11 protein-coding genes are annotated in these 13,928 nt (G+C 58.4%); 7 read left to right on the forward strand and 4 right to left on the reverse strand.

The genetic code is table 11. From position 1 onward, the window contains the following. Positions 1 to 84 precede the first annotated feature (84 nt). Positions 85 to 873, forward strand: a complete 789-nt coding sequence (locus FHX05_RS25755) for a hypothetical protein (RefSeq protein ID WP_183875412.1) — start codon at positions 85 to 87, stop codon at positions 871 to 873. 150 nt (positions 874 to 1,023) lie between these two features. Here FHX05_RS25755 and FHX05_RS25760 read toward each other — a convergent pair whose 3' ends face one another. The 3 genes from FHX05_RS25760 to ligD are packed head-to-tail and all read right to left on the reverse strand — an operon-like array spanning position 1,024 to position 4,295. Beyond that, positions 1,024 to 2,364, reverse strand: a complete 1,341-nt coding sequence (locus FHX05_RS25760) for a hypothetical protein (RefSeq protein ID WP_183875414.1) — start codon at positions 2,362 to 2,364, stop codon at positions 1,024 to 1,026. Between the two features lie 54 nt (positions 2,365 to 2,418). Then, complete coding sequence (locus FHX05_RS25765) at positions 2,419 to 3,183, reverse strand: SOS response-associated peptidase (RefSeq protein ID WP_183875416.1); 765 nt, start codon at positions 3,181 to 3,183, stop codon at positions 2,419 to 2,421. A gap of 59 nt (positions 3,184 to 3,242) precedes the next feature. After that, positions 3,243 to 4,295 (reverse strand): non-homologous end-joining DNA ligase, encoded by a 1,053-nt coding sequence (gene ligD / locus FHX05_RS25770; protein ID WP_183875418.1) that lies wholly within the window; start codon positions 4,293 to 4,295, stop codon positions 3,243 to 3,245. 281 nt (positions 4,296 to 4,576) lie between these two features. Between ligD and FHX05_RS25775 the strand changes: the two genes are divergently transcribed. The 4 genes from FHX05_RS25775 to FHX05_RS25790 all read left to right on the forward strand — a co-directional run bounded on the left by FHX05_RS25775 (position 4,577) and on the right by FHX05_RS25790 (position 10,361). Continuing rightward, entirely contained in the window at positions 4,577 to 5,341 is a 765-nt protein-coding gene (locus FHX05_RS25775) for an ImuA family protein (protein ID WP_183875448.1), read from the forward strand. Then, positions 5,262 to 6,773 (forward strand): DNA polymerase Y family protein, encoded by a 1,512-nt coding sequence (locus FHX05_RS25780; RefSeq protein WP_183875420.1) that lies wholly within the window; start codon positions 5,262 to 5,264, stop codon positions 6,771 to 6,773. The genes FHX05_RS25775 and FHX05_RS25780 overlap by 80 nt, the downstream gene beginning before the upstream one ends. Beyond that, positions 6,770 to 10,024 (forward strand): error-prone DNA polymerase, encoded by a 3,255-nt coding sequence (locus FHX05_RS25785; protein ID WP_183875422.1) that lies wholly within the window; start codon positions 6,770 to 6,772, stop codon positions 10,022 to 10,024. Before FHX05_RS25780 ends, FHX05_RS25785 begins: the two co-directional genes overlap by 4 nt. A 139-nt stretch (positions 10,025 to 10,163) precedes the next feature. Further along, positions 10,164 to 10,361, forward strand: a complete 198-nt coding sequence (locus FHX05_RS25790; protein WP_183715267.1) for a hypothetical protein — start codon at positions 10,164 to 10,166, stop codon at positions 10,359 to 10,361. On the opposite strand, the gene FHX05_RS25795 is transcribed toward FHX05_RS25790, so the two are convergent. Then, positions 10,356 to 11,117 (reverse strand): FadR/GntR family transcriptional regulator, encoded by a 762-nt coding sequence (locus FHX05_RS25795; protein WP_183715269.1) that lies wholly within the window; start codon positions 11,115 to 11,117, stop codon positions 10,356 to 10,358. The genes FHX05_RS25790 and FHX05_RS25795 overlap by 6 nt on opposite strands. Positions 11,118 to 11,347: 230 nt before the next feature. On the opposite strand from FHX05_RS25795, the gene FHX05_RS25800 reads away from it, so the two are divergent. Further along, complete coding sequence (locus FHX05_RS25800; RefSeq protein ID WP_183875424.1) at positions 11,348 to 12,328, forward strand: substrate-binding domain-containing protein; 981 nt, start codon at positions 11,348 to 11,350, stop codon at positions 12,326 to 12,328. A gap of 70 nt (positions 12,329 to 12,398) precedes the next feature. Next, on the forward strand, positions 12,399 to 13,925 hold the full coding sequence (locus FHX05_RS25805; protein ID WP_183715273.1) for a sugar ABC transporter ATP-binding protein: 1,527 nt from the start codon (positions 12,399 to 12,401) through the stop codon (positions 13,923 to 13,925). The last annotated feature ends 3 nt before the right edge of the window (positions 13,926 to 13,928 follow it).

Below are 13,928 nucleotides of genomic sequence, written 5' to 3' on the forward strand. Positions count from 1 at the left end.
AGCCTCAGGACGTTGTAGATCTTGGTCGCCGTTTTCATCATCCGGAATGTGCATGCAGCCGGATCGTATCAATAGGATCACCCGATGATTGATCTCCACGAGCGCCTGTCTGAATATTCTTATGGATTTGGCGCCACTCGTGAAGCACTGTCACTGCTAGAAGCCATCGGCCTTACCCCGACCCCATTTCTGCCGAATCTTCTGCACGAAGAGGAACTCGGCTTTGACGTCGGCTTTCAGGATCGCGGGCGGGTTGTCGTCCTGCAATTTAAACTCGGCCACGAGCTAAAGCGCTTTCATCGCAAAACGCCCTCGCAAGCCATACCCCCTCTGGCCCATCCATTCTGGCGCTTCAACATTGATACCACGGCCCATCAGTTCCAGCGCCTGAAAGAATTTGAGGACGATGGTGCTGACACTCATTATGTGGCTCCAAAATTCTCCAGTTGGCAGGATTTCGACGGGGCTTTTCAGGCCGGAGCGATTCTTGAGCGCTCGCTTTTGCAGAAGCCGTCGGAGATCTCAGCGGCGCTTTCAGCACAGGGCGGCAACGCCGGTCAGCACCGGGTGGTTTACGATAACAATGCGCAGTTCGTTTGCTCCGAGCCGACCAGCCTTCCTACGCGGACAGCAAAGGACCTAGGATTAGAGGTCGAAACGAGCGTGCGGCAATCGCCGGTGAGTCTTGAAGCGAATTTGATACATCTGTTCGAGCGGCAACGCCCGAGCGCGGGTCCAGGCCCTTTCTCAGCTGCGCGGCGGGATCAGATTATAGGCCGCTTCAGGGACCCAATTAGAGGTATTGCTGCCGCGGTTGGCCTTGAAGCATGGACTCAAGGCGGGCAAGCGATTTTCGTAACAGTGTCAGATTAGTATTGCAGCGGCGCAGTGTGAGCGCGCTATGTGTTTCCCAACCATCATCGCTTGTCACTGCGCCACAGCGGGGAGCAGCTGCAACAGCTTGGCGAGAAATGGCCGCCACCACTATGCGTTCGTTTCCGTCTCCTGGAGCCGGTGCACCTCTTAAGGACGACGTCGACTGTACCGGGAATACTTGTACGAGAATTCGTTCCGTCGATCATTGTAGTCGTGGCACAATGCGTACAGCGCTTCTTCCACATGCAGGTTTGACCAGCCGCTGCTTGCCTGCGTCCACTTTGCGTCGTAAAGGCCGTCGAACTTGTATCCCTCATCGTCGTGAAGAAAAATGACCCCGGCGGCATCGAGGTTGAGGCTGGGGTCTGCCAATACCCCGTCGCGCGTTAGGCGTCCTTCGACGTCACCTTTGCCTTCGAATTCAGGCCTCCGGTAAACAGGATCTCCAGTTGCGCCAAACGCAGCATTCCAGAGGACCCCGCTTTCGCAACTTCCGCCACTATAGTCGTCGTAGAAAACGGGTGCGAGCGTTCCCAGACCCTGCCCCATGATGTTCACTCTTAATAGGTTAACCAGAGCAAACGTTGGGCCGAGAGCAAATTGCTTGTTCTTGAAATTGCTGGAAGCTTTTTGTGCGATGAATTCAATATTCTTGCCGACCGACCACGGATCGTAGGCAGGATCACCACCAACCCCCCGGTTGGGCGCAATCTCGCTTTCCGCCATTGCGATCTTCGCGCCGTTATTGAGCTGGGCTTCGAGAGAAAGCTGCGTTTCCAGTTGCTCGTCGAGCATTTCCTTCAGTCGATGAGGGGCGTCCGCTAGGTCGAGCGATTTCACCTCTATATAGAACTCCAGCTGCTCGCTCCCCTTCTTGTCAGGTGAAAGAACGCAATGGAAATCGGGTGCTGAAGACTTTCTGGCATCTATTTTCGTGATGTTCAGCCGCTCGCCCACTTTGTCTCGGAGCAGCTGACAGATCAGACCTTCCGAGTAAGCGTCAAAAGCCTGCCGATAAGCTTCCGTCTTTGGCCGCCCGGCTTTGTTTTCGAAGTGGTGTGTCATTTCCTTCACGAAGGAACGCATAGTCGGATCGGCAACCGCCTCGTCTTCAAAACGCCGGATCCATCCCAAATCCATGCAAGACAGCGTGTACTCAAGCGAGACGCCGCTATAGGAGTGAACTTCCTTCAAATACCGGTGCGAAAGCGGGTAGGCGAGCTCACGCGAAGTATCGAATGCCGACTGAATTCGATCCTTGAAATCGCTTCCGATTGCTTGCGGATCCTTCAGTAGACGCATCATCTGATCCGTTAGTTCTCGTAGCGTCGCATCGCCCAACCGGATCGCCCGAGAGCGGATTGCATCAAGCCAGCCCCTTTCAATACGACCGACGGCGTATCGATCGTTGATGCGATAAGCTTCTGAGTGTTTTACAAATGCGTCACCTAAATCGGTCTTCGGCCCCGTCCAAATTTCCGTTCTCATCAATTTATCGTCCTCTAAATCAGAAATAATTACGTGAAACGAAATGGCGGGCGCTTAAGCACCCGCGGTCGGCTCGCCAGATTTCGAAACGATCGTCGATCCATATGGTTCGCGTGAAGAAATGATAAGCGCGTCTTTCGGAAGTGGTCGAGCGAGATGCTTTGCCTCGTCCCACGGCGCCCGCATCCAGACTTCAGTTTCTTCCTTCGTCCGCAGCAGGACCGGCATGGCCTTTTCATGTATCGGTTTCACGAGATCGTTGGCGTCGGTAGTCAGAAAGCCATAGAGGTCGTCGGTCGTGAGTCCGTCCCGAACCTTCCGGACGCTTTTCCATTGCGGCACGTGGATGCCGGCAAAGAACATCAGCGACTTTGCTTCATCGCGGGCAAACCAGGCGTTGGGTACATTGCCACCTTCCTGTTTGCTCGCCGGATCCGGTTCGGCAAAGCTGGTGACAGGGACAAGGCATCGATGCTCCACACCAAACCACCGTTTCCAATGGGGAAGATTAAGGTTCCGAACATTGGTTGTGCCGCGATCGGCCTCCATGCGGATCAGTTCCTCAAGATCGAAGGGCTTGCCCTTGGCCGCGAGTTTCTCGGCCTTGGCCTTGGCGCCTTTCTCAAGCGCGAAGCGGGGGGAGGGCAGTCCCCATCGCGCATGCACCAGCTGCTTCTTGCCGTCAGCTGTGTTGCGGACGATCGGCCCCATCTGGTCGGGGTTCATCTGATAGGCCGGCATTAGATTGATCAGGCTTTCGGCATCCTGGGCCCATTTCGAGACCCAATCCTTGTCTTCCATCCGATAAAGATTACACATGCCGCGCCATCCCCTTCGCTCAGACCGCGGAAACAATCTAGCGGATGGCTCTGATTTCGCTAGTCGAGCTTGAACACGTCGGCATTGTCCTGCCGTTCCCGCAGGCCCTTGTAGGAAGCGTGCCGCAATTTGCCGTCTCCGGTCCATGCCCGAAACTCGATCTCGGCGATCAGCGTTGGCTCGACCCAGACGATATCTGCCTTTCCGGCATAGGGCACCGGCGGCAGTTTTCGTTTCCAACGCAGCTTGTCCAGTACCGTACGCAGCCTGATCATCTCGGCCTCTTTGAAGCCTGTGCCGACGTTGCCGACATGGACGAGGTCGTCACCGCGGTATGCGGCAAGCAACAGCGAAGCGAAGCCGGAAGGCGACGCTGTCGATGGCTCATAGCCGACCACCATGAAGGCTTCGCTCTGGACACATTTGACCTTCACCCAATCGCCGGTGCGGCCGGAGCGATAGGGCTGATCGAGGTGCTTGCCGACAATGCCTTCCAGACCGAGGCGGCAGACGTTGTCAAGCAAGGCATTGGGTTCGGCGTCGAGTGTTTCTGACAGACGGATGGCGCCGTCTTTGCCATCGAGCGTGTCCTCGAGAAGATGCCGACGCGATCGGTATTCGACATTTCGCAGGTCATGGCCATCGAGATAGACAAGGTCGAAGGCGTAGAGGATCGCATCAGAAGCTCGATTGCCAGCCGTCTTGCCGCTGGCTCCCAACGACTGCTGCAGCAGCCCGAAATCCGGCCGTCCTTTTTCGTCGAGCACCACCGCCTCGCCATCGATGATCATCGTCGCCGGCCCGAGCGCTCGAGCGGCCTGTTCGATCGCCGGAAACCGATGCGTCCAGTCATGGCCGCCACGCGTGAGGATCCGGATGCCCGTTGGCTCGATGTGGACAGCCAGTCGATAGCCGTCCCATTTCAGCTCCCAGCTCCATTGGTCACCGATAGGCGGACGCGCCTTCAGCTCAGCGAGGGCCGGCTCAACGCGATCAGGCATGGGGTCGAACAGAAGCTGTGGCTGCGCCGGGTTACGCTTCTGACGTGGCTTCGAGCGGATCGGGGCTTCGGTATCGCGAAGAAGCGGCTTTGATCTCGGGGGCTTCGTCATGCCGAGAGTTCAGCACAAAAACCTTAAGAATACTGTGACGTTCCACATCTATCCCCGCTATCCACCATCGGCGCTCGACGGGAACACGGAACTGGCAAAAATCTCAACTCTGCTTACGTCCTTGAATCCCCTTCGAATCTTTGGATTTCCTAATGCTGGGATAATATTCCTCAACTCTGTGGTGCTTGACTCTTTCGTGCCGTAAGAACAAACAATGAACATATAGCCCGTACGACATGATGTCGATCCTTTGAACACGATCTTGAAGGGAGCCGTGAATGATGACTGCTGCCCGCCCCAAAGGGATCTCCGATGTGATCTGCGACCTGCGCGACCGCATCGCCTCCATGGAGGGCGGATCCGCGAAGCGGGCCGGAACACTCGCCTTCGGTGTTCCCGAGATCGATGCGGCGCTGCCTGGCGGCGGCCTTGCCTATGGCGCGCTGCATGAGTTTGCGGGCGGTGGCTCGGGCACTGTCGATGGCGCGGCTGCCGCCCTCTGTGTCGCCGGCATTGCCGCGCGAACCAAAGGGCCCGTCGTCTGGTGCCTGACGCGACCTGATCTGTTCTTTCCGGCTCTGGCGCAGGTTGGCCTCCATCCCGACCGTGTGATCTTCGTGGAATCCGATCGGGAAGAGGATGTGCTCGCCAATATGGAGGAGGGGCTGTCCTTCGGCGGTCTCGGCGCTGTCGTCGGCGAGCTCGTTCGCCTGCCGATGGTCAGTTCCCGTCGGCTGCAGTTGGCGGCCGAGCGAACCGGCACGATGGCGCTCGCGGTCCGACGATGGCGGCGACAGACGGAGGCGAATGATTTTGGCCAGCCCACGGCCTCGACGACAAGATGGCGGGTGAGCGTTATGCCATCGGAAGAGCTGCCGGTACCCGGAGTGGGAAGGGCTCAATGGTTTCTGGAATTGATGCGCGTGAAAGCGGGTGAGTGTGCTGAGTTTCTCGTGAGGGCGTGCGATGACAAGGGTCGTCTCGATCTATCTTCCGGATCTGCCGACGGATCGCATTCGTCGCGCCGATCCGTCTATTCCGCCTGAACAGCCGATCGCCGTGATCGCGAAAAGCGGATCGAAGCGATGGGTGTCGGCCGCCGACCCGACTGCAAAAAAGGCGGGTGTCCACGTCGGCATGCCGGCCGCAAAGGCGCAGTCGCTGTTTCGCGGCCTGATGCTCATCGATGCCGATCCTGCAGCGGACGCCGCGGCCCTTGAACGCATCACGCTCTGGGCGCTGACGATCTATTCGCCAATCGTTGCGGTGGACGGAAGCGACGGCATCGTCATGGATACCGAAGGTGCCGACCATCTGCAGGGCGGCGAGCTTCCCATGGTGACGAAAATCGCCAACCAGTTCCTGGCAAGAAAACTGACCGCCCGTGTGGCGGTCGCCGACAGCTGGGGAGCTGCCCACGCTTGCGCCCGCGCGGTCAATTGTGAGACGATCGTCATTCTACCCGGCGAGACCGTGCGTGCCGTCGAAAAGCTGCCGATATCGCTGCTGCGCCTGCCGGCAAAGACTGTCTCTGACCTGCGAATCCTCGGTTTCCAAACGATCGGCGAGGTTGCCAACGCGCCACGCGCGCCGTTGACGCTTCGTTTCGGTCCGGAGGTCGGCCGCCGCCTTGACCAGATGCTCTGTCGTGTTGCCGAGCCCATCGAGCCGATCCGCACGCCTGAGCTGGTTGAAGTCGCCAAAGCTTTTGCCGAACCGATCGGCGCGGCCGAGACGATCAACAAATATGTCGGCCGCCTTGTTGTCCAGCTGGTTGATGAGCTCCAGAAGCGCGGGCTGGGCGTGCGCCGAGCCGATCTCGTTGTTGAGACAGTCGACGGCACGAGACAGGCGATCCGCGCGGGAACAGCCAAACCTGCCCGCGATGTTGCCTGGCTGAAAAAACTGTTTCGGGACCGGACGGAAAAGATCGAGCCGGGCTTCGGGATCGAAAAGCTCACGCTCGTCGCGGTCATGGCCGAGCCATTGGAGCAGGCGCAGAAAGCGTCCGCTCTGGTCGAGGATGACGTTACCGACGTCACGCCGCTCATCGATATCTATGGAAATCGCGGCCAGCGTGTTTATCGGGTCGCACCGGTTGCCTCCGACGTACCGGAACGCTCCGTCCAGAGGATCAGTCCTGCTGCCGATCCGGTCGCAGTGACCTGGGTCAGTCATTGGCGCCGGCCAGTCCGGCTGCTGGCCCGGCCGGAAGTGATCGAGGCGATTGCGCTGATGCCGGACCGGCCGCCGGTTTCGATCGTCTGGCGTGGCAAGCGCCGCAAGATCAAGCGTGCTGATGGCCCGGAACGTATTTTTGGAGAATGGTGGCAGCGCGACGCCGAAATGGAGGCGGTGCGCGACTACTTTGTCATCGAGGATGCGGCGGGCGAGCGCCTCTGGGTTTTTCGCTCCGGCGATGGCGTCGATCCGGATACCGGTTCCCACCGCTGGTTCTGCCATGGGATTTTCGCATGAGTTACGCCGAGCTGCAGGTTACGACGCATTTTTCTTTCCTGCGCGGGGCATCGTCGGCGCAGGAACTGTTCGAAACCGCAAAGGCTCTGGGTATCCAGGCGCTTGGCATTGTCGATCGCAATTCACTGGCGGGGATCGTCCGGGCGCTCGAAGCATCCCGCGCCACCGGTCTGCGCCTGGTCGTCGGCTGCCGGCTCGATCTCGCGGATGGAATGTCCGTGCTGGTCTATCCGATGGATCGAGCCGCCTATTCGCGTCTGACGCGGCTGATCACGCTTGGCAAATCGCGTGGCGGCAAGAACAACTGCATCCTGCACTGGGACGACGTTATCGCATACGCGGAAGGGATGATCGGCGTTCTCGTGCCGGATCTTCCGGACGATACTTGCGCGGTGCAGCTGCGCAAGATGGCGCATGTTTTCGGCGACCGCGCCTATGTGTCGCTGTGCCTGCGCCGGCGACCCAACGACCAGATGCGGCTGCATGAGATCTCCAACATGGCGGCACGCTTCAAGGTGAAGACCGTCGTCACCAACGACGTTCTGTTTCATGAGCCTGGCCGGCGCCAGTTGCAGGACATCGTTACCTGCATCAGGCACAACACCACGATCGACGATGTCGGCTTCGAGCGTGAACGCCATGCCGATCGGTATCTGAAGCCGCCGGAAGAAATGGAACGCCTGTTTCCGCGATATCCGGAAGCGCTGGCCCGAACCACGGAGATCGTGCGCCGGTGCAAATTTTCGCTCGAGGAGCTGACCTATCAATATCCGGAGGAAGCAATCGTGCCGGGCAAGGATGCCCAGGCTTCGCTGGAGCATTACGTCTGGCAATGTGTGCCCGACCGCTATCCGGAAGGACTGCCGCCAGACGTGCTGAAAACCGTGCGGCACGAGCTCGACCTCATCCGCACCATGAAATACGCCCCGTACTTCCTCACGGTGTTTTCGATCGTGCGCTTTGCCCGGAGCCAGGGCATTCTCTGTCAGGGCAGGGGATCGGCGGCCAACAGTGCTGTCTGCTATATCCTCGGCATTACCTCGATCGATCCCTCAACCAATGATCTCCTGTTCGAGCGCTTCGTCAGCCAGGAGCGTGACGAGCCGCCGGACATCGATGTCGACTTCGAGCATGAACGGCGCGAGGAGGTCATCCAGTGGATCTACAGGACCTACACGAGAGACAAGGCAGCACTCTGCGCGACCGTCACCCGCTACCGGGCGAAGGGTGCCATCCGTGATGTCGGCAAGGCGCTTGGCCTGCCGGAAGATGTGATCAAGGCGCTGTCATCAGGCATGTGGTCCTGGTCGGAGGAAGTGCCGGATCGAAATATCCGCGAACTCAATCTCAATCCCGACGATCGTCGTCTGGCACTCACGCTGAAACTGGCGCAGCAGCTGATGGGAGCCCCGCGTCATCTTGGCCAACATCCCGGCGGCTTTGTCCTCACCCACGACCGGCTGGACGATCTCGTTCCGATCGAGCCGGCGACGATGAAGGATCGCCAGATCATCGAATGGGACAAGGACGATGTCGAGGCGTTGAAGTTCATGAAGGTCGATGTGCTGGCGTTGGGCATGCTGACCTGCATGGCAAAAGCCTTCGATCTCATCCGCGAGCACAAGGATGAGGGTCTCGATCTGTCGAAGATCGAGCAGGAAGATGCCGCCACCTATGCGATGATCCGCAAGGCCGATACGCTCGGCACCTTCCAGATCGAAAGCCGCGCGCAGATGGCGATGTTGCCGCGCCTCAAACCCCGCACCTTCTACGACCTCGTGGTGCAGGTGGCGATCGTGCGGCCCGGTCCGATCCAGGGCGACATGGTGCATCCCTATCTCCGCCGGCGTGAAGGCAAGGAGCCGGTCGAATATCCGACGCCTGAGCTTGAAGCCGTGCTTGGCAAGACACTGGGCGTGCCGCTGTTTCAGGAGAGCGCCATGAGGGTGGCGATGGTATGCGCCGGCTTTACCGGCGGCGAGGCCGACCAGTTGCGCAAGTCGATGGCAACGTTCAAATTCACCGGTGGCGTCTCCAGGTTCAAGGACAAGCTGGTGTCGGGCATGGTGAGGAATGGCTACTCGCCTGAGTTTGCCGAGAAGACGTTCTCACAGCTCGAAGGTTTTGGCTCCTACGGCTTTCCGGAGAGCCATGCAGCCTCCTTCGCACTGATCGCCTATGCCTCGAACTACATCAAGTGCCATTACCCGGATGCCTTTTGCGCTGCGCTTTTGAACAGTCAGCCGATGGGCTTTTACGCGCCCGCCCAGATTGTCGGCGATGCCATCAAGCATGGCGTCGAGGTGCGGCCAGTCTGTGTCAACCGCTCCCGCTGGGACTGCACGCTGGAGCAGATCGGTAGCACGGACCGGCATGCTGTCCGGCTTGGGTTTCGGCAGGTGAAGGGACTGGCGGTCGCGGATGCGGCCCGGATCGTAACGGCTCGGATGGACAGCTCTTTCGCGTCGGTGGATGACATGTGGCGCCGTTCCACCGTGCCAACGGGAGCACTTGTTCAGCTTGCAGAGGCCGATGCATTCCTACCATCGCTCGAACTCGAACGACGCGATGCCCTTTGGGCGATCAAGGCGCTGCGAGATGAACCCTTGCCCTTATTCGCTGCCGCGGCCGAACGCGAGATGGCTGCGATCGCCGAGCAGCAGGAGCCGGAGGTTGCGCTTCGGCAGATGACGGACGGGCACAACGTCATTGAAGACTACAGCCATACCGGGCTCACTCTGCGGCAGCACCCGGTCGCCTTCCTGCGCGAGGATCTGTCCGCGCGCAATATCGTCTCATGTGCAGAGGCGATGAATGCGCGGGATGGGCGGTGGGTTTATACGGCGGGCCTTGTTCTCGTTCGTCAAAAACCCGGATCAGCCAAGGGCGTTATGTTCATCACCATCGAGGACGAGACGGGACCGGCCAACATCGTCGTCTGGCCCACCTTGTTCGAGAAGAGGCGGCGGGTGGTGCTGGGGTCTTCGATGATGGCGATCCACGGCCGGATCCAGCGGGAAGGGGAGGTCGTGCATCTCGTGGCACAGCAACTGTTCGACCTTTCAGCGGACCTCGTCGATCTGGCTGATCGGGATAGCGAGTTCAAGCTTCCAACCGGGCGCGGCGACGAGTTTGCACACGGCGGCGGGCCGGATTCACGCGACAGGCCAAAGCCGATTGTCCCCCGCGACATGTTCACACCTGATCTTCATATCGATACGCTGAAGGTGAAGAGCCGGAATTTTCAATGAGTTTGACTGTTCAGACGGGGCTGCTGCTTCACACCTTTTGTAAGTGCGAGGCTGAGGCCGACAGCGCTTAGGCGCAAGGGGACCCTGGAACGGACATGTCCTTCAATCATCGTAGCGAGTGCCGATGCGGGAAATATGCGTGAAGAAATCTTCTGCGGCAGACATGCGAGCCGGTCAACAAGCGCTGGAGACGACGGCTAAGCATTTATGGACCATCGCTTCGTCACTTGGCTGGTTTGGATCGAAAGAACGAGTCAGAATGATCGCCCTTGCGAATAACTCAAAAATTACAGTGTTCGCAGCGGCCATAATTATCAGAAAAGCGAAGCGTCTATAGCTTCAATGTCCGGTGCTTTAGTGCGTCCGTGATCTCAATTCTTGCCACCCCGATCAGGGCTTCCATCGCAGCGCGAGCCGCTTCGGGATTTCTCAGGCGGATTGCATCGAGCACCGCATGATGTTTCTCCAGCGCTTGTTCGTGCGATTGGCTCGCTCGATTGGTAAGGCGGAAGCTGGCTAGGAGCGCTGCTCGGATTGCACTTCCGAATTGCCGGTAGACCCAGTTGCCGCTCGCATTGATAATCGCTGTATGAAAGTCCAGATCGGCGCGGCTCCATTCTTCATTATCCCGGGCATTGGCCTCGACCATGTCTTCATAGGCTTGAGCGATACGCGCGAGTTGTTTGGCAGTCGCTTTTGTCGCCGCGTGCGCAGCAGCGGCCGGCTCCAATAACTGTCTCGCGTCAATCAGCGATGAGTAGAAATTCTCGTCGCCGCCGACTGACAACATTACGTCCAAGACGAGCGGATCCAGATAATTCCAATTCTCTCGCGACAATACGACCGTTCCTGCTCTCGTGCGTGATCTTATCATGCCAAGGGCAGCCAGGTACTGCATTGTTTCGCGCAGACTGGTGCGACTGACACCGAATTTATCTGTCAAATCTGCTTCGTTCGGAAGTGTGGATCCCTCGGGGATTTCACCAGACACGATCTGCTCGACGAACTTCGAAAGCAGCGCCTCGCGAACGGTCCGTTTGCCGCGTCCGGCAATTTCGTCACTGCTTTCGGACAGTCTCCGTTCGCTTCTCATCAGTCCTCCGAAGTCCCCAATCAAGCCGTTCTGTCTGTGCTCTAAATAAATTTCCGATTGTTGTCAGGAGATATGTATGTCCACTTTTTAGCACGAACTCCAGCAAAAACACATTTATGGGAAAATAAATCGTATTTATATTGACATTGATATGACAGTGCATATGCTTTTGGTAGCTGGATGCGATATCTCGCGTCTTCGAAATCAACGGTTAATGGGAGGAGGGAGCAATGAAGCTCATCAAATATGCAGCTATTATTGCGTTGAGTACATTCAGTACAACGTTCGTCACGCCAACATTTGCTCAGGATAAAGACCTCAAGGTCGGCGCCATCTACATGGACGCCCAAGGTTTTTACGCTGGCGTTCGCAAGGGCATCCAAGATGGCGCGTCCGATGCGGGCCGCAAACTCGATGTTGTGGAGACGAACGCACAGGGCGACGCCAGCAAGGAATCCTCCTTTATCGATACGTTGATTTCATCCGGCGTCCAGGCAATCATCGTCTCGCCGGTGTCAGCCGACGGGTCTTCGCGTGCAATCCGCCGTGCACATGACGCAGGCATTCCGGTCGTCTGCTACAACACATGTCTTAACGACGCTGACATGAAGGAATACATTTCCGCATACGCCGTCGGCGACCCCTATGATTTCGGCCACAAGCTCGGTGACGCCGCGGCAGACTACTTCGTCGCGGCAAAAATCGACGCGCCGAAGATCGGTGTGTTGAACTGCGAGTTTGTTGAAGTCTGCGTCACGCGTCGTAAGGGCTTCGAGGAAGCACTGAAGGCAAAGGTGCCCGGCGCTCACATCGTTGCGAACCAGGAGGGCGCGACGCTCGACAAGGCCGTTTCGGTCGCTGCCACGATGCTGACCTCCAACCCTGAGATCAACGCGTTCTTCGGCGAGGCCGGAGGCGCGACACTCGGTGCTGCTCGTGCGGTCAAGAGCCAAGGCAAGACCGGGAAAGTTGTCGTGTTCGGTGGCGATATGACGACCGAAATCGCGCAGGAGCTGGCTGACTTCAGCGTTATCAAGGCTGTCGTCGACATCTCCGGTCAGGGTCTTGGAAGGCTTGCTCTCGCGCAGGCGATCAAGTCTATCGACGGCCAGCCACCTAAAGGTATTAAGGTGGCTTACGACATTGACCTCTACAAATCTTCCGATGACGGCAAGGCATGGCTTAAAGCACATGCTGACGGCATTCCGTGACGTCTCCTCCCGATGACGAAAACCGAGGCCGCCGGGAAACCGGCGGCATCTTTTCGAAGGTGGAAAAAGAATGACACAAATATTGCGTGCAGGAGAGCTTCCGTCATGGTCGGTCGCGTTCGTTGAAGGCTGCACTCGCCAGTACCCGGGGGTTCTTGCTCTTGACAACGCGACCTTTAAAGTCGCGGCCGGCGAGGTGAGGGCACTTCTCGGTAAGAACGGCGCGGGGAAGTCGACGTTGATCCGGCTCCTGACAGGCGCGGAAATCCCCGATAGCGGTACCGTTAAGATCGATGGCGAGGAGTTGCGGCATTCCGGCTCCAGCCGCGCACAGGATGCCTTCCAGAAAGGCGTCCGCGTTGTCTACCAAGAACTCAGCCTCGTCCCGGGCATGACGCTGGCTGAAAACCTTTTCCTGGGCCGCTGGCCTCGAAAAAACGGTGTTCTCCATTATTCACAGATGGAAGCCGAGGCATCCGCAGCCATGGGGCGTCTCGGTCTTGATCGCGCTCCCAATGCACTGGTGGCGAGCCTTAGCCCAGCCGAGCGGCAGCTCCTGGAGATCGCCCGCGTCCTCCTTGGCAAGCCCAAGCTTGTGATCCTTGATGAACCGACCAGCTCGTTGGCTGCCGCCGAGGCCGAGAGGGTAATGGCCGCCGTGACGCGCATCGCTTCCGAGGGCATCGCGGTTATCTATGTTAGCCACCGAATGAACGAGATCCGCCAGATTGCCCATTCTGCGACGATCATGCGAGACGGCCGCATTATCGATACTGTCGACGTGAAGGGTGCCGACACCCGGGAGATTGTCCGACTAATGCTCGGAGTGGAAGGGTCGAAGGCGGCGACACTCGAAAACCGAACGCGGGATAAGACGGTCCTGGAGGTTCGCGAGGTGGCTCTGGCTCCGAAGCTCAATTCCGTTTCCTTTCAGTTGAAGGCAGGGGAGGTTCTTGGTATCGCCGGCCTCCTTGGCTCAGGGCGCACGGAACTGCTTCAGGCCATTATGGGCGTACGCACGCCAGATCTTGGCGAAGTCCAGGTCGATGGACGTGCAGTTAAGCCGGGCGCGTACAAGCAGATGATTTCCAGGGGTTTTGGCTACACGCCTGAAAGCCGAAAGGAAGAGGGCATTGTTCCACTTCTTGGGGTGGACGAAAACACGCTTTCGACCAACTTTGCCGGCGTGAGCAAGCGCGGCATCCTGTCGTCGAAAATGATGGCGGATGCGACGCGCAAGATTGTGCAGCGCTTGCATATCAAAACAGCTGAGACGAGCACCCCGATCGGCACCCTGTCGGGTGGCAATCAGCAAAAAGTTGTCATTGGCCGGTGGGTCTATGCAAACAGCCGCGTTCTCCTGCTCGACGAACCGACGCGCGGCGTCGACGTCGAAGCCAAGGCACAGATCTACGCAATTATTCGCCAGCTTGCCGCGGAAGGGCGTAGCATCATCTTCGTATCAAGCGAGATCGAGGAGCTGCCGCTTGTCTGTGACAGGGTTCTCGTTCTCCGCGACGGCACCCTCCACGAAGAATTCAAATCACCAAACATCGATCAGGACGCCTTGATGGCAGCCTGCATCGCCGGTCACTGAGGG

The organism is Rhizobium sp. BK491 (genome assembly GCF_014194925.1).
Lineage (GTDB): Bacteria > Pseudomonadota > Alphaproteobacteria > Rhizobiales > Rhizobiaceae > Rhizobium.